Source organism: Ferrovibrio terrae (assembly GCF_943372915.1).
Taxonomy (GTDB): domain Bacteria; phylum Pseudomonadota; class Alphaproteobacteria; order Ferrovibrionales; family Ferrovibrionaceae; genus Ferrovibrio; species Ferrovibrio terrae_A.
Window position 1 is genome coordinate 59213 of sequence record NZ_CALSAN010000009.1, and the last position, 19775, is coordinate 78987.

At 64.9% G+C, this 19775-nt stretch carries 19 protein-coding genes; 14 read left to right on the top strand and 5 right to left on the bottom strand.

The features are described from left to right. Window positions 1-32: 32 nt before the first annotated feature. Entirely contained in the window at window positions 33-1472 is a 1440-nt protein-coding gene (gene tldD / locus AAG821_RS08415) for a metalloprotease TldD (RefSeq protein WP_341910900.1), read from the bottom strand. Between the two features lie 136 nt (window positions 1473-1608). Continuing rightward, a complete protein-coding gene (locus AAG821_RS08420) occupies window positions 1609-4932 on the bottom strand; it encodes an EAL domain-containing protein (protein ID WP_341910902.1) in 3324 nt (1107 codons plus the stop codon). 230 nt (window positions 4933-5162) lie between these two features. On the opposite strand from AAG821_RS08420, the gene coxB reads away from it, so the two are divergent. The 12 genes from coxB to AAG821_RS08480 all read left to right on the top strand — a co-directional run bounded on the left by coxB (window position 5163) and on the right by AAG821_RS08480 (window position 16189). Then, the gene (coxB, locus tag AAG821_RS08425; RefSeq protein ID WP_341910904.1) at window positions 5163-6068 is read left to right on the top strand and encodes a cytochrome c oxidase subunit II; all 906 of its coding nucleotides are present in this window, start codon (window positions 5163-5165) and stop codon (window positions 6066-6068) included. 30 nt (window positions 6069-6098) lie between these two features. Then, a complete protein-coding gene (ctaD, locus tag AAG821_RS08430) occupies window positions 6099-7739 on the top strand; it encodes a cytochrome c oxidase subunit I (RefSeq protein ID WP_341910905.1) in 1641 nt (546 codons plus the stop codon). Window positions 7740-7847: 108 nt separating this feature from the next. After that, window positions 7848-8729 (top strand): heme o synthase, encoded by an 882-nt coding sequence (locus tag AAG821_RS08435; RefSeq protein ID WP_341911131.1) that lies wholly within the window; start codon window positions 7848-7850, stop codon window positions 8727-8729. Further along, window positions 8726-8860, top strand: coding sequence for a hypothetical protein (locus AAG821_RS08440; RefSeq protein WP_341910907.1), 135 nt, complete (start codon window positions 8726-8728; stop codon window positions 8858-8860). Before AAG821_RS08435 ends, AAG821_RS08440 begins: the two co-directional genes overlap by 4 nt. Further along, the gene (locus tag AAG821_RS08445) at window positions 8857-9453 is read left to right on the top strand and encodes a cytochrome c oxidase assembly protein (protein ID WP_341910908.1); all 597 of its coding nucleotides are present in this window, start codon (window positions 8857-8859) and stop codon (window positions 9451-9453) included. The genes AAG821_RS08440 and AAG821_RS08445 overlap by 4 nt, the downstream gene beginning before the upstream one ends. A gap of 23 nt (window positions 9454-9476) precedes the next feature. After that, window positions 9477-10280: a cytochrome c oxidase subunit 3 gene (locus AAG821_RS08450; protein ID WP_341910909.1), complete on the top strand. Its 804-nt coding sequence runs from the start codon at window positions 9477-9479 to the stop codon at window positions 10278-10280. Between the two features lie 11 nt (window positions 10281-10291). Next, window positions 10292-10672: a DUF983 domain-containing protein gene (locus tag AAG821_RS08455; protein WP_341910911.1), complete on the top strand. Its 381-nt coding sequence runs from the start codon at window positions 10292-10294 to the stop codon at window positions 10670-10672. Window positions 10673-10676: 4 nt separating this feature from the next. Beyond that, the gene (locus AAG821_RS08460) at window positions 10677-11402 is read left to right on the top strand and encodes an SURF1 family protein (protein ID WP_341910912.1); all 726 of its coding nucleotides are present in this window, start codon (window positions 10677-10679) and stop codon (window positions 11400-11402) included. Continuing rightward, on the top strand, window positions 11399-12892 hold the full coding sequence (locus AAG821_RS08465) for a carboxypeptidase M32 (RefSeq protein ID WP_341910914.1): 1494 nt from the start codon (window positions 11399-11401) through the stop codon (window positions 12890-12892). Before AAG821_RS08460 ends, AAG821_RS08465 begins: the two co-directional genes overlap by 4 nt. Window positions 12893-12900: 8 nt before the next feature. Next, the gene (gene thrC, locus AAG821_RS08470) at window positions 12901-14313 is read left to right on the top strand and encodes a threonine synthase (protein ID WP_341910915.1); all 1413 of its coding nucleotides are present in this window, start codon (window positions 12901-12903) and stop codon (window positions 14311-14313) included. Beyond that, a complete protein-coding gene (locus AAG821_RS08475) occupies window positions 14310-15572 on the top strand; it encodes a pitrilysin family protein (protein WP_341910916.1) in 1263 nt (420 codons plus the stop codon). The genes thrC and AAG821_RS08475 overlap by 4 nt, the downstream gene beginning before the upstream one ends. A 26-nt stretch (window positions 15573-15598) precedes the next feature. Next, window positions 15599-16189: a GNAT family protein gene (locus tag AAG821_RS08480; RefSeq protein ID WP_341910918.1), complete on the top strand. Its 591-nt coding sequence runs from the start codon at window positions 15599-15601 to the stop codon at window positions 16187-16189. Here the strand turns inward: AAG821_RS08480 and AAG821_RS08485 are convergent. Then, window positions 16186-16770, bottom strand: coding sequence for a YqgE/AlgH family protein (locus AAG821_RS08485; protein WP_341910920.1), 585 nt, complete (start codon window positions 16768-16770; stop codon window positions 16186-16188). The genes AAG821_RS08480 and AAG821_RS08485 overlap by 4 nt on opposite strands. Before the next feature lie 185 nt (window positions 16771-16955). On the opposite strand from AAG821_RS08485, the gene AAG821_RS08490 reads away from it, so the two are divergent. After that, a complete protein-coding gene (locus tag AAG821_RS08490) occupies window positions 16956-17681 on the top strand; it encodes a protein-disulfide reductase DsbD domain-containing protein (RefSeq protein ID WP_341910923.1) in 726 nt (241 codons plus the stop codon). Window positions 17682-17772: 91 nt separating this feature from the next. Continuing rightward, on the top strand, window positions 17773-18255 hold the full coding sequence (locus AAG821_RS08495) for a peroxiredoxin (protein WP_341910924.1): 483 nt from the start codon (window positions 17773-17775) through the stop codon (window positions 18253-18255). A gap of 33 nt (window positions 18256-18288) precedes the next feature. On the opposite strand, the gene rnhA is transcribed toward AAG821_RS08495, so the two are convergent. Together rnhA and AAG821_RS08505 are read right to left on the bottom strand one after the other, a co-directional pair. Next, the gene (gene rnhA / locus AAG821_RS08500) at window positions 18289-18771 is read right to left on the bottom strand and encodes a ribonuclease HI (protein ID WP_341910926.1); all 483 of its coding nucleotides are present in this window, start codon (window positions 18769-18771) and stop codon (window positions 18289-18291) included. A gap of 1 nt (window position 18772) precedes the next feature. Further along, window positions 18773-19762: a homoserine kinase gene (locus tag AAG821_RS08505; RefSeq protein ID WP_341910928.1), complete on the bottom strand. Its 990-nt coding sequence runs from the start codon at window positions 19760-19762 to the stop codon at window positions 18773-18775. Window positions 19763-19775 lie beyond the last annotated feature (13 nt).

The following is a 19775-nucleotide window of genomic DNA, read 5'->3' on the forward strand; positions in this document are numbered from 1 at the left end:
ACTTCCCCTCGCATACCCTTCAATCTTGATGTTCAGGCGGCTTTGGCTGTGCCGCCCACGGTCAATCCTTCGATCAGCAGGGTCGGCTGGCCGACGCCGACCGGTACGCCCTGGCCGGCCTTGCCGCAGGTGCCGATGCCGGTGTCGAGCTGCAGGTCGTTACCCACCGCCTTCACCTGCTTCAACACTTCGGCGCCGGCGCCGATCAGCGTGGCGCCCTTGATCGGCGCGGCAACCTTGCCGTTCTCGATCATGTAGGCCTCGGTGCAGGAGAACACGAACTTGCCCGAGGTGATGTCGACCTGGCCGCCGCCGAAATTGACCGCGTAGATGCCCTTTTTCACACTGCTGAGAATCTCGCCCGGGTCACGGTCGCCAGCCAGCATGAAGGTGTTGGTCATGCGCGGCATCGGGTTGTGGGCAAAGGACTGGCGCCGGCCGTTACCGGTCGACTTCACGCCCATCAGGCGGGCATTCATGCGGTCATACATCAGACCCTTGAGGATGCCATCCTCGATCAGCATGGTGTTTTCGGTCGGCGTGCCTTCGTCGTCGATGGTGAGCGAGCCGCGGCGCTTGTCCATGGTGCCGTCATCGACAATGGTGACGCCCGGCGCGGCGACGCGCTGGCCCATCAGGCCGGCGAAGACGGAGGTCTTCTTGCGGTTGAAGTCGCCTTCCAGGCCATGGCCGACCGCTTCATGCAGCAGCACGCCGGGCCAGCCGGGGCCGAGCACGACGGGCATCTCGCCGGCCGGGGCCGGCACCGAGTCCAGATTGACCAGCGCCTGGCGCAGCGCATCATCCACTTCGGCCTGCCAGTGGGACGGATCGAAGAACTGCTTGTAGCCGACGCGGCCGCCGGCGCCGCGGCTGCCGCTTTCCATGCGGTCGCCCTGGCCGGCCACAACCGAAACATTCAAACGGACCAATGGGCGGATGTCTTCCACCAGCTTGCCGTCGGCGCGCAGGATGGCGACTGCCTGCCAGCTGCCGGCCAGCGAGACCGATACCTGTTTCACGCGCGGGTCTTTCGCGCGGGCATAGGCATCGATCGCCTGCAGCAGCGCCACCTTCTGCTCGAAGGGAATTTCGTTCAGCGGATTGTCGTCGCCATAGAGATGACGGTTGGTGGCGGCCGGGCCGACGCTCATCTCGCCGCCATGGCCGGCGCGCACGGCACGCACCGTGGTGGCGGCGCGCTTGATGGCGGCCTCGGACAGCTCGGAGGCATGGGCATAACCGGTCTGCTCGCCCGACACGGCGCGCAGGCCGAAGCCCTGGGTGGTGTCATAGGCCGCGGCCTTAAGGCGGCCGTCATCGAAGGTCAGGCCTTCCGACTGGCTGTATTCCAGGAACAACTCGCCGTCATCGGCGCCATGCAGCGAGTCGCCGACAATCGACTGCAGCCGCGACCGGTCGAGCCCGGCGCGGGTGAAAAACAGATCCTGGGCAGTCGAAGCACCGGTCATGACGAACCTCGTAACAAGCCTGAAAAGACTGGGAAAATCGGGAAACGACCCGCGACTGCAGATTATATGGCGCCGCGGTTAAGAAAAATACAGCCCCCTGCAGAGAGGCGACGGCTCAAATCGGCGTGGGCGGCCGTCAATTCCGACGACGGCGGTCACTCTGGCGCAGCAGTTCGGCCATGTCCTCGGGCGGTACCGGCCGGCTGATCAGGTAGCCCTGCAGCTCGCTGCAGCCCACGCCACGCAGGAAGTCGCGCTGGGCGGCGGTTTCCACGCCCTCGGCCACCACCGGCAGGTCGAGACCGTTGGCCATACCGATCATGGCGCGGACCAGGGCGATGTCGCGGTCGTTGCCGGGCAGGTCGGCGATGAAGGCACGGTCGAGCTTGATCTTGCGGATCGGCAGCCGCTGGATGTAGCTCAAGGACGAATAGCCGGTGCCGAAATCGTCCAGCGCGGCGTCGACGCCGATCTCGGCCAGGTCGCGAATCGCCTGCACGGTGGCTTCCATATTCTGGATCGCCGCCTGTTCGGTGATCTCGATGCCGATGAAGGACACCATGTCGGGCTCCTCCTTCGCCATCTTGCGGAAATAGGAGGGCAGGTCGTCGCGGATGAACTGCTGGCCCGAGACATTGACGAAGACGCGGCGCGGCTCGATGCCCTGGCGGCGCCAGTCGCGGATCTGTTCGGTGACGGTGGCAAACACCCAGCGTGTGATCGCGATGATGGCGCCGGTTTCCTCGGCCAGCGGGATGAACTCCGCCGGCGAGATGGCGCCGAGATCGGGATGCTTCCAGCGCAGCAGCGCCTCGATGGCGCAGATCGCGCCGGTCGCGGTTTCCACCACCGGCTGGTAGACGACATGGAATTCGCCATTGTCGATGGCGGCATCCAGATTCATGGTCAGCCGCAGGCGGCGCTCGGCGGCGCGCGTCATTTCCGGGCTGTAGAAGCGCGTCGAATCGCCGCCGGCGGCACGCACCAGCTTCATCGCCAGCTCGGCCTTGGCCAAGGCATCGCCGATCTTTTCCGACGGATCGTCGACGATGGCGGCGCCCATGCTGACCTTCAGTGGCACCAGCCGGCCTTCCGCGGTGATCGGCTTGGTCAGATGCGCGTGCACCGCCTGGGCCAGGTTGAGCGCGTTGTTGAGGTCGTGGACGCCGGCAAGGGCGGCGAACTGGTCGGCAGCGATACGGCCGACCAGCGCCTCGCGCGGCAGCACCTCACCCATGCGCTCGGCGGTGCCTTTCAGCACGCTGTCGCCGATATGGTAGCCGAAGCCCTCGTTGATATCGCGGAAGCCGTCCATGTCGAGGTTGAACAGCACCCACAGGCCGCCATCCAGGCGATGCTGGGCGCCCAGCATGCGCTCGGTCTCGGCGATGAAGCTGGAGCGGTTGAGAATGCCGGTCAGCGGGTCGTTGCGGCTGGCGAATTCGGCGCGCAGCTCGACATCGCGGCGGTCGGAAATATCGCGTACCAGGCCGATGAAGGCCGGGCCGTCCTCGCCGGCATATTCGCCGACGCTGATATGGATGGGGAAAATCTCACCCGACTTCTTGCGGCCGAGCGTGTCGCGGCCCAGGCCGAGAATCTTCGCCCGCTTGGTGGTCATGTAGTTGCGGATGTAGGAATCGTGGCCCGAGCGGAACGGCTCCGGCATCAGGATTTTGACATTCTGGCCGTCCAACTCGCCCGGCGGGTAGCCAAAGATCGTGGCGCAGGTGTCGCTGACGCTGGCGATGTTGCCCTGGGCATCGATGGTGAGGACGCCCTCGTTCATGGTGGCGACCAGTTCGCGCAGGGTTTCGGCCAGATCGCCCTGGCCGGCCGGCGATGGCGGCGGCTCGGGCTTGCGCAGGCTGGCGGCCGGCGGGCTGGGCGGGGGTGCCGGCGCTTCGGCCAGCGGCATCGGCGGCGTCCATTCCTGGTCGGCATCCGACAGCAGGCGCCAGCTCGGGAAGGTCATCTGCGCCTGCGTGCCGCTGCCCACGGTGCTGCTGAGGCCGAGCGAACCGCCATGCAGTTCCATCAGCCGCTTGCTGATCGACAGGCCGAGGCCGGTGCCGCCGTGCTGGCGTGCCACTTCGGCCTTGGCGAGCTGGAACGGCTCGAAGATATGTTCCAGCCGTTCGGTGGTGATGCCGATGCCGGTGTCGATCACGGTCAGCGACGGCGTACCGTCGGGCAGCTGGCGGAACACCACGTCGATGGTGCCGCCGGCCGGGGTGAACTTCACCGCATTGCCGAGCAGGTTGATCAGCACCTGCTTGACCACGCGCTCATCGGCGCGCAGCTGCGGCAGCGTATCGGGCGACAGGTTGCGCAGCGTGATGCCGCCGCGCTCGGCCTGCGGCCGCACCATGGTCAGCGCCGACTGGATCACGGCAGAAAGGTCGACGGCCTTTTCATCCAGCGCGTAATAGCCGGCCTCGATGCGCGACATGTCGAGAATGTCGCCGATCAGCGCGAGCAGATGGGTGCCCGAGCCGTTGATGTCGCGCGCGTAATCGACATAGCGCGGCACGCCGACCGAGCCGAACATCTGGTCGCGGATGATTTCCGAGAAGCCGATGATGGCGTTGAGCGGCGTGCGCAGCTCATGGCTCATATTGGCGAGGAACTGGCTCTTGGCGCGGCTGGCCTCCTCGGCTTGGCGCAAGGCGGCCTCGATGCGGCGCTGCTGGCGATATTGCTCGGTGATGTCGCGGCCCGAGCCGCGATAGCCCATGAAGCGGCCATTGGCATCGAAGACCGGCTTGCCGTTGATCTCGATCCACAGCTCGCTGTCGCCCGACAGCGAGCAGTAGCGGAAGCCGCGGAATGCCTCATGGCGGTCGAGCTGGCGCTTGTGCTCGTCCCAGAACAGCGTGTCGGCCTCGGAATCGCCCTGCACGGCGACCTCCCAGCGGCAGCGGCCGAGGAACAGCGTGCGCAGTGCCATGGTGTGGCTGGAGGAAGAGTCGGAAATCCAGGTAAAGCGATGATCCGCATCGGTTTCCCAGAACCAGTCGGATGCCAGTTCGGCGAAGTCGCGCAGCTTGTACTCGGCGACCTGCAGCGCCACCTGGTGCATCTTTTCCGGCGTGCTGGCCTCGGCGATCACCATCAGGCCGGTGATGCGGCCGTTATTGTCGTTGAGCGGGGCGACCGTGAGGCCCTGGCAGAGCCAGCCGTTGGCCCAGCGAATCAGGGTGTTGCCGATCTGCCGGCGATTTTCGCGGCGGGTCATGTCGAGCAGGTCGCGCACCTTGGCGACCTCGCCCAGCGCAAAGCCGGCCGACAGGCCCTGGCCGGCCAGGGCCTCGGCATTCATCTCGGTCAGCGCGGCATAGGCGGTGTTGCACGACACGTAGCGGTAATCATCGCCAGGGCCATATTCAACCGTAAATGCCGGCCGGTCGAGCCAGTCCAGTATGTCCTGCGTCAGTTTCCGCTGGTTCGGATCGAGCATGCCTTGAGCCCCCGGGAACGGGCAGCTTAGGGGGCCGACCCGGGCGGCGCAAGCACAAGCCAAATCAATGCTTAAGGGGTCGAAATCGGGGGGCGCGGGAGTGCAGCGACAAATCGTCGCACAAGGGCTGCAGACGACGTCCGGCAGACTGGGCGGGCGGCATGTGCCGGTGTATGGTCCGCCCTCGAAAGAGTTTAGACTCCCAAGTCATTAAACGAGGGTATTGAACGATGGGGTGGACTTCGTTTGCGGCCGTCCGCTGGGCCGCACGCCGTGTTACGGCTTTGACCACGGCTCTGGCCGTTCCCGGGCTGGCTCTTGCCGCCCTGATCTCCAGTGTCGCCCCAGCGGCCGCACAGGCTGGCGGGACGCCCGGCCTGCCGACGCCCTGGCATCTGGGCATGCAGCCCACGGTGAGCCCGGTGGCCCGGGAGATGCAGCATTTCCACGATCTGCTGCTCTGGATCATCATCCTCATCTCGGTCTTCGTGCTGGCGCTGCTGATCTACGTGATGGTGCGCTTCCGCGCCTCCGCCAACCCGGTGCCCTCGCAGACCTCGCATAACACCCTGATCGAGGTGCTGTGGACCGTGGTGCCGATCCTGATCCTGATCGTGATCGCGGTGCCCTCCTTCAAGCTGCTGTATTTCGCCGACAAGACCGCCAAGCCGGAACTGACCGTCAAGGCGATCGGCAAGCAGTGGTACTGGTCCTACGAATATCCCGACAACGGCAACTTCACCTTCGACGCCACCATCGTGCCGGCGAACGAGATCAAGCCGGGCCAGCAGCGCCTGCTGGAGACCGACAATGTCGTGGTCGTGCCGGTGGACACCAACGTGCGTCTGCTGATCACCGCCGCCGATGTGATCCATGCCTGGGCCATGCCGGCCTTCGGCGTGAAGAAGGATGCCGTGCCGGGCCGCATCAACGAGACCTGGTTCCGCGCCGAGCGCGAAGGCGTGTATTACGGCCAGTGCTCGGAAATCTGCGGCGCCTATCACGGCTATATGCCGATCAAGGTGGAAGTGGTTTCCAAGGAGGCCTTCACCAAGTGGGCCGCCGAAGCCAAGACCAAATTCGCCACTGTCGACGGTCCGTCGCCGCGTCTCGCCGACGCGCGCGCCGCCCAGTAACCGCATCAGATTCGAGGAGTAGGGAACGCCATGGCTCAGCCTCATGCCCACGCGGCCCATGACCACGCCCACGCGGGTCACGACCACCACGACGATCATCACACGCCGACCGGCTGGCGTCGGTGGATGTATTCCACCAACCACAAGGACATCGGCACGCTCTATCTGATCTTCGCCGTGATCGCCGGCCTGATCGGCGGCCTGTTCTCGGTGCTGATGCGCGCCGAACTGATGAACCCGGGCGACGGCATCCTGGGCGGCAACCATCACCTGTTCAACGTGCTGGTCACCGGCCACGGCCTGATCATGATCTTCTTCATGGTCATGCCCGCCATGATCGGCGGCTTCGGCAACTGGTTCGTGCCGCTGATGATCGGTGCGCCGGACATGGCCTTCCCGCGCATGAACAACATTTCCTTCTGGCTGCTGATCCCCTCGTTCGGCTGCCTGCTGATCTCCACCATGGTGGAAGGCCCGGCCGGCGGTCTCGGCATGGGTGGCGGCTGGACCATCTACCCGCCGCTGTCGTCCGACGTTGGCCATCCCGGCCCGGCGGTCGGCTTCGCCATCCTCAGCCTGCATATTGCCGGTGCCTCGTCGATCCTGGGCGCCATCAACTTCATCACCACCATCTTTAACATGCGCGCGCCGGGCATGACCCTGCACAAGATGCCGCTGTTTGTGTGGTCGGTGCTGATCACCGCCTTCCTGCTGCTGCTGTCGCTGCCGGTTCTGGCCGGTGGCATCACCATGCTGCTGACCGACCGCTACTTCGGTACCGCCTTCTTCAAGCCTGAGGGCGGCGGCGACCCGATCCTGTTCCAGCATCTGTTCTGGTTCTTCGGCCATCCCGAAGTGTACATCCTGATCCTGCCGGGCTTCGGCATCATCAGCCAGATCATCTCGACCTTCTCCAAGAAGCCGGTGTTCGGCTATCTCGGCATGGCCTATGCCATGGTCGCCATCGGCGTGGTCGGCTTCGTGGTCTGGGCGCATCACATGTACACGGTGGGCCTGGATGTCGACACCCGCGCCTATTTCACCGCGGCCACCATGGTGATCGCAGTGCCGACCGGCGTGAAGATCTTCTCCTGGATCGCCACCATGTGGGGCGGTTCGATCCGCTTCACCGTGCCGATGCTGTTCGCCATCGGCTTCATCTTCCTGTTCACGGTGGGTGGCGTCACCGGCGTGGTGCTGGCCAATGCCGGCGTCGATACCTATCTGCACGACACCTATTACGTGGTGGCGCATTTCCACTACGTGCTCAGCCTGGGCGCCGTGTTCGCCATCTTTGCCGGCTTCTACTACTGGTTCGGCAAGATGTCGGGTTACGAGCTGAGCGAGACGGCCGGCCAGATTCACTTCTGGACCACCTTCGTCGGCGTCAACCTGCTGTTCTTCCCGATGCACTTCCTCGGCCTGCAGGGCATGCCGCGGCGTATTCCGGATTACCCGGATGCCTTCGCCGGCTGGAACTACGTCGCCTCGATCGGCGCCTATATCTCGTTTGCCTCGACGCTGTTCTTCGTCGGCTCGGTCCTCTACGCCTTCATGAAGAAGAAGAAGGTGGCCGACAATCCGTGGGGCGAGGGCGCCACGACGCTGGAATGGACCCTGTCGTCGCCGCCGCCGTTCCATCAGTACGAGAAGCTTCCGGTCATCAAGTAAGACCGGAACTCCAGCCCCAGGAGTCCCAGTTTGTCCGACGCCAGTTTCATTGGACAGGGTAACGAGGCCGGCAATGCCGGCCTCGATGCCGCTTACGGCCAGCACGGTCTGACCGGGGCCGGCGATGCCCGGCCGGCCGACTATTTCGCGCTGCTCAAGCCGCGCGTGATGTCGCTGGTCGTGTTCACTGGCCTGGTCGGCATGGTGCTGGCGCCTGGTCAACTGCATCCCGTGCTGGCGCTCACAGCGCTGCTGTGCATCGCTATCGGTGCCGGAGCATCGGGTGCGATCAACATGTGGTACGACGCCGATATCGACGCGGTGATGAGCCGCACGCAGGGCCGCCCGATCCCGCAGGGCAGGATCAGCCGTGACGAGGCGCTCGGCTTCGGCTGCGTGTTGTCGGTCGGTTCGGTGCTGGTGATGGGCCTGGGCGTCAACTGGGTGGCGGCTGCCATCCTGGCGCTGACCATCGGTTTCTACGTTTTCATTTACACCATGTGGCTGAAGCGCCGCACGCCGCAGAATATCGTGATCGGCGGTGCCGCCGGCGCCTTCCCGCCGATGATCGGCTGGGCCGCCGTCACCGGCGATCTCAGCCTGCTGCCGCTGCTGCTGTTTGCCATTATCTTCATGTGGACGCCGCCGCATTTCTGGGCCCTGGCGCTGTATCGTTCGGATGACTATGCCCGCGCCGGAGTGCCGATGCTGCCGGTCGTGGCCGGCGAGCGCGAAACCCGCCGCCAGATCCTGATATACAGCCTGCTGCTGGTGCCGATCACACTGAGCCCCTGGATGCTGGGTCTCGCCGGCCCGCTCTATGGCGGTGCGACGGCTGTGCTCGGCGCGATTTTCCTCGGCCTCGCCGTGCGCATCTGGCGCGGCACCGGCGACCGCGCCGCCAAGCATATGTTCGCCTATTCGATCCTCTACCTGTTCCTGCTGTTCGCCCTGCTGCTGGCTGAGCGCGGGCTTGGCTGGGGGGCATGAGCGCGATGCCGAGGCAGGACGACCACAAGCGCCGCCGGGCGCGCAACATTGCTCTGGCCGTGGCGCTGTTTGCGCTGGTCGTGCTGTTCTACTCCATCACCATCGTGCGCATGGGCGGAGGTGTGCCGTGAGCGCGCGCCGCGACAGCCTGCAGGCCAGGAATCGCCGCATCGCGCTGTATTGCGTGTCTACGGTTGCGGTGATGATCGCCGGCGCCTTCGCCTCGGCGCCGCTCTATGACATGTTCTGCCGCGTCACCGGTTTTGCCGGCACCCCGCTGCGCGCCACCGCGGCGCCGGGCGTGACCGATCCGAACGAGACGCTGGTGACTGTGCGTTTCAATTCGGATGTGGCGCCGGGCATGCCGTGGAAGTTCCAGCCGGTGCAGCGTGAAATGAAGGTGCGGCCGGGCGAGGAAACCCTGGCATTTTACCGCGCCATCAACCCGACCGCACGGCCGGTGATGGGCACGGCGAGCTTCAATGTCACGCCCGAGAAGGCCGGCCAGTATTTCAACAAGATTGCCTGCTTCTGCTTTACCGAACAGCTGCTCGGCCCCGGCGAGAGCGTCGACATGCCGGTGTCCTTCTTCGTCGATCCGGAGATTCTCAAGGATCCGAAGACCCGCGACGTGCTCGACATCACGCTGAGCTACACCTTCTTCCGCAAGGAAGATCCCACCCGTGTCTCCGACCGCGGCGGTGCCGCGCGGCCGGTCAACTAGAGTCTGTAAAAGGGGGTATCACCATGGCCAGTAGCGCCCGTAATCACGATTACCATCTCGTCGACCCCAGCCCGTGGCCGTTCATCGGTTCGATGGGTGCTTTCGCGCTTGCGATCGGCTCGGTCTACGCTTTCCATGGCCACAGCTATCTGTGGGTCCTGCCCGGCCTGGCAGTGGTGCTGTACACCATGGCTGCCTGGTGGCGTGACGTGATCCGCGAAGCCGAGCATGAGGGCCATCATACCCCGGTGGTGCAGCTGCATCTGCGTTACGGCATGGTGATGTTCATCGCTTCCGAAGTGATGTTCTTCGTCGCCTGGTTCTGGGCCTATTTCGGCGCCGCGCTGTATCCCACCGATGCGATCGGCCACCAGTGGCCGCCGGCGACCATCGAGACCTTCAATCCCTGGGAACTGCCCTTCGTCAACACGCTGATCCTGCTGCTGTCGGGCACCACGGTGACCTGGGCGCATCACGCGCTGCTGCATGACGACCGCAAGAGTCTGGTGCAGGGCCTGACGCTGACCGTCATCCTGGGCGTGCTGTTCACCGCCTGCCAGGCGTTTGAATACAGCCATGCCGCCTTCGGTTTCACCGATGGCATTTATGCCTCGACCTTCTACATGGCGACCGGTTTCCACGGCTTCCATGTCATCGTCGGCACCATCTTCCTGCTGGTCTGCCTGCTGCGCGCGATGAAGGGGCACTTCAAGTCCGACCATCATTTCGGCTTCGAGGCGGCTGCCTGGTACTGGCATTTCGTCGACGTGGTCTGGCTGTTCCTGTTCGCCGCCGTGTATTGGTGGGGTGCAGGCCCGGCCCACTAAGGCCATAGACGATGGCGGCCTCGTTTTATCCGCCGCTGTCGCCAGTTTCGACGGGGCTTCGCTGCAGGTGTCCCCGCTGCGGCGAAGCCCCGTTGTTTGACGGGCTGCTGACGATCAAGTCGCGCTGCCCGTCCTGCGATCTGGATTATGCCAAGATCGATGCCGGCGACGGGCCGGCAGTGTTTGTCATCCTCATCCTCGGATTCATTGTCGTCGGCCTGGCGTTGTGGGTCGAATTGCGCTTCGGTCCGCCGCTGTGGTTGCATCTGGTGCTGTGGACCCCACTTATTCTGGGCGGGTCGATTGGCATGCTGCGGCCGTTCAAGGGCGTGCTGATCGCCCTGCAGTTCCGCCACAAGGCGTCGTCCGACATCGAATTAATGCGCGAGTAATCCATTGAAAATCCTTGGTTTCCGGCCCGCCCTGGTGCCGACGCTGATCACCGTTCCGGCCCTTGTCCTGCTGCTGGCGCTTGGCACATGGCAGGTGCAGCGGCTGCTGTGGAAGCTCGACCTGATCGCCAGTGTCGAGGAGGGTATGAAAGCCGCGCCGGTGATGTTGCCGGCGGGCCCGCTGGATGCCGATGCCTGGCATTTCCGCCGCGTGGTGGTGAAGGGCAGCTTCGACCACAGTCGTGAATTCCATCTGCTAGCGCATTCCGAACGCGGCAATTTCGGCTACCACGTCATCACCCCGCTCAAGCGCAGCGATGCGCCCGGCTGGGTGCTGGTCAGCCGCGGCTGGGTGCCGGTCGAGGACAAGGCCCCGGCGCGGCGCGCCCAGGGCCAGGTCGAGGGCGAGGTCACCATCACCGGCGTGGCCCATGCGCCCTGGGGCAAGGGCTGGTTCACGCCCGACAACGACCATGCGCGCAATCTCTGGTACTACGGCAACGCCGCCGAAATGCTGGCCCAGGCCGGCATCACGGAGGCCCCGGTGCTGTTCGTTGATGCCGATGCCGAGGTGACGGTGCCCGGCGGCTGGCCGCGTGCCGGCCATACCCGGCTCACCTTCACCAACAACCACCTGGCCTATGCGTTCACCTGGTACAGCGGTGCCGTGGTCCTGGCCGTCATTTATGTGCTATGGCATCGGCGGCGGGCGCGCGAAAAGGCCGAATGATGAAAAGCTACAAGGCTCTGGAGAAGCAGTTCCACCGCATCGGCGCCATCAACGGCGCCCTTGCCATGCTGGGCTGGGACCAGGCGACCATGATGCCCGATGGCGGCGCCCGGGCGCGTTCGGAGCAGATGGCCACGCTGAATGTGCTGCGCCATGAATGGATCGCCGATCCGAAGCTGGCCGATCTGCTGGGCGAGGCCGAGGCCCAGAAGGCAACGCTGAATGACTGGCAGCGCGCCAATCTGCGCGAGATGCAGCGTCAGTGGCGCCATGCCACGGCGCTGACGCCGAAGCTGGTGGCGCTGCGTTCCAGGACCACTATGGCCTGCGAGATGGTGTGGCGCAAAGCCCGCCGCGACGACGATTTCAAATCCTTCGCCAAGGCCTTCAAGCCGGTGCTGGAGATGGTGCGCGAGGTGGCGGCGGCCAAGTCGGCGGCCTTTGGCGTCGGTGCCTATGACGCGCTGCTGGACGAGTATGAGCCCGGCGGCAAGTCGGCCACCATCGACAAGCTGTTCGCCGATCTGGGCAGCTTCCTGCCCGATTTCATCGACCGGGCGCTGGTGAAGCAGGACAAGCGCAAACCGCCGCTGCCGCTGCAGGGCCCGTTCGCCACCGAGACGCAGCGTGCGGTCGGGCTCAAGCTGATGAAGGCGCTCGGCTTCGACTTCAACCATGGCCGCCTCGATGTCAGCCTGCATCCCTTCACCGGCGGCATCCCGGACGACGTGCGCATCACCACGCGGTATTCGGAAGACGATTTCACCAAGGCGCTGATGGGCGTGCTGCACGAAACCGGCCATGCGCTCTACGAACTCGGCCTGCCGAAAGCCTGGCGCGACCAGCCGGTGGGTGAGTCGCGCGGCATGGTGCTGCATGAAAGCCAGAGCCTGCTGGTCGAGATGCAGGTCTGCCGCGGCGCCGAATTCCTCACCTATGCCGCACCGCTGCTGCGCAAGGCCTTCAAGGGCGAGGGCGAGGCCTGGTCGGAGGAAAACCTGCTGCGCATCTATGCGCGCGTGAAGCCTGACCTGATCCGCGTCGATGCCGATGAGGTGACCTATCCCGCCCATGTGATCCTGCGCTACCGGCTGGAGCAGGCGATGCTGCATGGCGACCTGTCGGTCAACGACCTGCCGCATGCCTGGCATGACGGCATGCAGACCCTGTTGGGCGTGGAAGTGCCCAACGATGCCCAGGGCTGCATGCAGGATATCCACTGGCCGTCGGGGGCGATCGGCTATTTCCCCACCTATACCCTGGGCGCGATGGCGGCGGCGCAGCTGTTTGCCGCGGCCAAGGCGCAGGACGCGGCGATCCAGCCCGGCATTGCCAAGGGCGACTTCAAGCCGCTGCTGCGCTGGCTGCGCGCCAATGTGCATGGTAAGGGTTCGCTGCTCACCACCGACGAGCTGCTGCGCCAGGCCACCGGCAAGCCGCTGGGCACCGCGGCCTTCAAGGCGCATCTCAAGACGCGCTATCTGAGCTGAGAAAACCGATGCGTTACGTTTCGACCCGCGGCCAGGCGCCGGACCTCGATTTCGAAGGCGTATTGCTGGCCGGCCTGGCCAGCGATGGCGGCCTTTATGTGCCGCAGAGCTGGCCGCAGTTCTCAGCAAGCGATTGGCGTGCCATGCGGGGCATGAGCTATGCCGAGGTCGCCTTCCGCGTCATCAAGCCGTTCATCGGCGGCAGTATCCCGGATGCCGAGCTGCAGCGCATGATCGCCGAGGCCTATGCCACCTTCGGCCACAGGGCCGTGGTGCCGCTGCGCCAGAGCGATGCCAATGACTGGGTGCTCGAGCTGTTCCATGGCCCGACGCTGGCCTTCAAGGACGTGGCGCTGCAGCTGCTCGGCCGGCTGTTCGACTGGGCGCTGGCCCGCTCGGGCAAGCGCGCCACCATCGTTGGCGCCACCTCGGGCGATACCGGCTCGGCCGCCATCGAAGGCTGCCGCGGCCGCGCCAATCTCGACATCTTCATCCTGTTCCCGGAGGGCCGCGTCTCGGATGTGCAGCGCCGGCAGATGACCACCATCGCCGACGCCAATGTGCATGCCATCGCGCTGGAGGGCACCTTCGACGATGCCCAGGCGATGGTGAAGGCGCTGTTCAACGACGCACCGTTCCGTGATTCAGTCGGCCTGACGGCGGTGAATTCGATCAACTGGGCCCGCGTGATGGCGCAGATCGTCTATTACGTGACGGCGTCGCTCAGTCTCGGCGGCCCGGAGCGGGCGCCGGCCTTCTGCGTGCCGAGCGGCAATTTCGGCGACATCTTTGCCGGCTATGCCGCTGCGAAGATGGGCCTGCCGATCGCTAAGCTGATCGTCGCCACCAACCGCAACGACATCCTGGCGCGCTTCTTCGCCACCGGCGACTACCGCAAGAACGGTGTCGAGCCGACCATCAGCCCGAGCATGGACATCCAGGTGGCGAGCAATTTCGAGCGCCTGCTGTTTGACATGCATGGCCGCGATGGCGCCCAGATCCGTCAGCTGATGGCTGAACTCGACAAGAATGGCGGCTTCACCGTGTCGTCCAATGCGCTGGCCGAAACAAAGCAGCTGTTCGCGGCTGGCAAGGCCGACGAGGCCGCCACCAAGGCCATGCTGAAGACGGCCTTTGAGGCCGGCAACGGCCTGCTGGTCGATCCGCATACGGCCGTAGGGCTGGTGGTGGCGGCGCAGCAGCGCAGTAGCAAGGCCCTGCCGGCCGACACCGCCCTGGTGACGCTGGCGACCGCCGATGCCGCCAAATTCCCGGCTGCCGTCGAGGCCGCCACCGGCCGCCATCCGGCCCTGCCGCCGCGCCTGGCCGACCTGTTCGAGCGCCCGGAGCGCCAGACCGTGCTGAAGAATGACTACGGCACGGTGCGTGCCTTCATCGAAACGCGTAGAGTAAAAGCATGACAGTCAGGATCGGTACGCTTTCCAACGGCATGCGCGTGGTCTCCGAGACCATGCCGCAGGTCAAAACGGTTTCAGTCGGTGTCTGGGTCGATGCGGGTGCGCGCGACGAGACGCCGGAGATCAACGGCGTTGCCCATATGCTGGAGCATATGGCCTTCAAGGGCACCGAGCGGCGCTCGGCGCTGGCGATTGCCGAGGAGATCGAGGCGGTCGGCGGCCATCTCAATGCCTTCACCTCGCGCGAGCAGACCGCCTATTACGCGCGGGTGATGGCCGCGGATACCGGGCTGGCGCTGGATATCCTGGCCGATATCCTGCAGCACTCGGTCTTCGATGCCGATGAGATGGAGCGCGAGCGCGAAGTCATCATCCAGGAGATCGGCCAGTCGGAAGACACGCCGGACGACATCATTTTCGATCATCTGCAGGAGACCGCCTTCCCGGCGCAGTCGCTCGGCCGCTCGATCCTCGGCACCGTGGATCGCGTCACCGGCATGCAGCGCGGCGACCTGCAGGGCTTTCTGGACCGCTTCTACCATGGCCCCAGCCTGGTGCTGGTGGCCGCGGGCGCAGTCGAGCATGAACGGCTGATGGCCGAGGCGGAAAAGCTGTTCGGGGCCTTAAGCCGCACGCCGCGCCCGGCGCAGCAGACCGCGCTGTATGGCGGCGGTGGCGAGCGCCGCGCCGTGCGCGAGCTGGAGCAGGCCCATGTAGCCATCGCCCTGCCGGGCCTAGCCTTCGATGACCCCGACTACTATGCCATGCAGGTCTATTCCACGGTGCTGGGCGGCGGCATGTCCTCGCGCCTGTTCCAGGAAGTGCGCGAAAAGCGCGGCCTGGCCTATTCGGTTTATGCCTATCCGTCGTCCTATCGTGACGGTGGCCTGATGACGATCTATGCCGGCACCGGCGGCGAAAAGCTGCCGGAACTGATGCCCGTGCTGGCCGACGAACTGGGCAAGCTGTGCGGTCGCGTCGATGACGACGAACTGCAGCGTGCCCGTGCCCAGCTGAAGGTCGGCCTGGTCATGTCGCTGGAAAGCTCCGGCGCGCGCATCGAGCAGCTGGGTCGCCAGATGCTGCTGTTTGGCCGCCCGCTCGATATCGATGAAGTGCTGGCGTCAGTCGACCAGGTCGATGGCGCCGCCGTGCGCAAGGTGGCCGAGCGGGTGATGCGGTCGGCGCCGCCGACCGTGGCGGCCCTGGGTCCGGTCGACCGGCTGGAAAGCTACAGCCGCTTCGCCGCCAGATTCGGCTGATCGGATCGGCGGGGCAGGGGGAAAGCATGCTGTTCGGCCGCTTCCTTCCCCCCGCTGCGCCCATCCTGCATGGCGAGAAAGTTTATCTTCGCGCGCCTGATCTCAATGATTACGAGGCCTGGGCGACCCTACGGGCGATCAGCCGCGAGCATCTGCAGCCCTGGGAGCCCAGCTGGGCGGAAGACTCGCTGACCCGCGAAGGCTATCGCCGCCGGCTCGCCTGGTTCGAACGTCTGCGCCGCCAGGAACACGGCGAAGCCTATTTCATCTATCTGCGCCGCAATGACGCACTGCTCGGCGGCATCACGCTGTCGAATATCCGGCGCGGTGCCTCGCAATGCGGCGAGCTGGGCTATTGGATCGGTAAGCCCTATGCCGGCCAGGGCCATATGACCGGTGCGCTCGCGGTCATGCTGGGGCATTGCTTCGAGATGCTGAAGCTGCATCGCATCGAGGCGGCCTGCCTGCCGGAAAACACGCCGAGCCGGCAGCTGCTGGATCGCGCCGGGTTCCGCAGCGAGGGAATCTTACGCGAATACCTGAAAATCGACGGGGTCTGGCGCGATCACCAGCTATACGCCCGTCTGGCCAGCGACCCGGTATCGGTCAACGCCTAGGCGTGGCCGGAAACGCTCGACAGTTTGGCCACATCGATGCCGATCTTGCGCACAGCGCGGTCCCACAGGCTGTCGAGATGCGAGTGGAACACCAGATCGAAATCCGCCGGCACGGCCAGCCAGGCATTCTCCTGAATTTCGGTATCGAGCTGGCCCGCGCTCCAGCCGGCATAGCCCAGCGCAAACAGGCTGTGCTGCGGTCCGGTGCCGGTGGCAATCGCGCGCAGCACATCCAGCGTCGCGGTGAGGCCGATGCCGATGGATTCATCGATCTTGACGCTGCCCTGCCGCATGTAGTCGGTCGAATGCAGCACGAAGCCGCGGCCGGTTTCGACCGGGCCGCCGAGCCGCACGACGATGTCGTTCTCGGCGGTGGATTCAATGCCGAGCTGGGTTAGCAGATTGGGGAAGGTGAGGCCCGGATAGGGCTTGTTGATGACCAGACCCATCGCACCCTCGGCATTGTGCGAGCACATATAGATGACCGTGCGCGAAAACCGCGGGTCACCCATGCTGGGCATGGCAATCAGAAGCTGCCGTTCAAGATAGCCGGATATCGCCTTGTCGCTGGTGTCGGTCATCGCCACACTCCGGTTTCACCCGAATGTTACTCCACCCGGTCGGCTTGTCCATACGGCCGACCCCAGACAAGCCTTGCAATTGGCAGGCCAAAAGCCAGAGTCGGGGCATGAGACAGGCCCCTCGCAGCTTCGCCCCGCTGGCCGGGATTTTTATGGCTGTAATTCTGATGATTTGCCCCCTGAGCATGGCCAGGGCGCAGGGGCTGCAGCTGCCGCATGTGCCGATCAAACTTGCCCTGATTCAAGGCAGTGGCGATGAAGCCGGCCTGCTGATTCAGCTCGGCCCGGGCTGGAAATTCTACTGGCGGACTCCCGGCGAGGGCGGGGTGCCGGCGCAGTTTGACTGGAGCGGTTCACGGAATGTCGCGCGAGTCGATGTGGCCTGGCCGGCGCCGCAGCGCATCCCGCTCGGCAAGTCGGATATCTACGGCTATGCCGATGAAGTGGTGCTGCCGATCCGTGTCGAGCGCCAGCAGGCGGACAAGGGCTACGGCCTCAGCCTCACGATGGAATACGGCGTCTGCAAGGATATCTGCATCCTGCGCAACGACAGACTGATGCTGACCAGCCGTGACAATCCCGCGACCACCGATCTTGTCATGCTGGCAAAGTGGCGGGCCAAGGTGCCGCAACCGGCCGCGCAGGCCGGGGTGCAACTGGTGTCGCATCGCCTGAAACCCGACCGCCTGATCGTGATCCTGCAGAGCCAGGTTCCGTTGCAGCGGCCTGACCTGTTTGTGGAAGGCAGCCCGGACAGCTGGTTCGGCCGGCCCGAGATCACCCTGGCTGCGGATGGTCGCGACGTGCGGTTCGATCTGACGGCGACATACCCGCCCGGCAAGGCGGACCAGCCGCTGCGGCTCACCCTGGTCGATCCGGCGCTGAAAGCGGAGCTGGTGCTGCCGCCATGACCCTTGTGTCTCGCAGCGGAGCGGATCATTTTAGCCCCGCCGTATCCGCGGCTTTGTAACGGCCAAGATCCCAAACCAAGACGAGGAAACCATGACCATCAAGGTTGGCGACCGCATTCCCGATGCCACGCTGTATGTGATGTCCGATCAGGGCCCGCAGGCCGTGAAAGCAGCCGAGTTTTTCAAGGGTAAGAAAGTTGCCCTGTTCGCCCTGCCGGGCGCCTTCACGCCGACCTGCTCGGCCAAGCATCTGCCCGGCTTCATCGAGAAATATGACGACCTGAAGAAGAAAGGCGTGGAAACCATTGCCTGCCTGTCGGTCAATGACGCCTTCGTGATGGGCAACTGGGGCAAGGCCCAGAATGTCGGCGACAAGGTGGTGATGCTGGCCGATGGTTCAGGCGAGCTGACCAAGGCGATCGGCATGGAATTCGACCTCACCGCGCGCGGCATGGGCGTGCGCTCGCAGCGCTACTCGATGCTGGTCGATGATGGTGTCGTCAAGCAGCTGAATCTGGAAAAGCCCGGCGCCTTCGAGGTGTCGGACGCGAATACGCTGCTCGGCCAGATCTAAGCCTGCAGGACTAAATGCAAAGCCGGTCCGGTTTTACCGGGCCGGCTTTTTCTTTTTCGGCTTGATGGTATCGCCGGCGATTTCAGTGGCGGCATTGCGCGCCAGCACATCGACGCGCTCATTCTCGACATGGCCGTCATGGCCGCGCACCCAGTTCCAGCTTATTGTGTGCGGCGCCACCGCCAGTTCGAAGCGCTGCCACAGATCGACATTCTTCACCGGCTTGCGGTCGGCGGTTTTCCAGCCGCGCGCCTTCCACGACCTCAGCCAGCCGGTGGCGCCGTCGATGACATAGCGGCTGTCGGAATACAGCGCGACATTGCAGGGCTTTTTCAGCGCTTCCAGCGCCATGATCGCCGCCAGCAGTTCCATGCGGTTGTTGGTGGTCTGCGGATCGCCACCGCTCAGTTCTTTCTCGGTCTCGCCATAGCGCAGCAGGGCGGCCCAGCCGCCGGGGCCGGGATTGCCGAGGCAGGCGCCATCGGTGAAGACTTCAACGCTCAGCGGGTCGGGCATCTCAGCGTTCGATGCCATAGGCCGATGCACCCAGAACCTGGCGGTGGAATTTCAGCTTCTGCCAGTATTCCAGCGGATCCTTCGGCTTCACCATCGCGCCGGGCACCTGGTTGAGCCAGTCATACAGCCGGGTCAGCAGGAAGCGCAGGGCCGAGCCGCGGGCGAACAGCGGCAGGGTATGCACCTCGCCATCGGTCAGCGGCCGCACCGACTGATAGCCGGTCAGCAGGGCGCGCGCCTTGGTCACGTTGAAGGCGCCATCGGCCTCGAAGCACCAGGCATTCAGGCAGATCGCCAGGTCATAGGCGAAATAGTCGTTACAGGCGAAATAGAAGTCGATCAGTCCGCTGAACTGCTCGTCGAGGAAAAAGACGTTGTCCGGAAATAGATCCGCATGGATCACGCCATGGGGCAGGGGTCGGTCGCCGGCGCGGCCTGGCGTATCGGGCCATGCGGCCTTCAGGCCATCGTATTCGCGCACGATTTCACGCGCCAGGCCCGGTTGCACGCTGTCGGCGCGGGCCTCGCAATCACTCACCAGCTTGGCCCAGCCATCCACGCTCAAAGCGTTGACGCGCTGCATCGGGAAGTCGCGGCCGGCCAGATGCAGCCGCGCTGTGGCGGCGCCCAGCTGCTGGCAATGGCGGGCATTGGGTTTGCGCGGCCACACGCCCTTGAGGAAACTGATGATGGCGCAGGGGCGGCCGGCCACTTCGTTCAGGGTATTGCCGTCGCGGTCATGCAGTGCGGTCGGGCAGGCCAGACCCTTGTCGGCCAGATGGTTCATCAGGCCGAGGAAATAGGGCAGGTCGCCGCGATTCACCCGGCGCTCATACAGCGTCAGGATATAGGTGCCGGTTTCGGTCACCAGCAGATAGTTGGAATTCTCCACGCCCTCGGCGATGCCCTTGCAGGACACGGCGCGGCCGATCTCGTAGCGGGCCAGCAAGGCGGCCAGCTGGTCGTCGTCGATTTCAGTGTAGACGGCCATGGGGTCAGTCCGG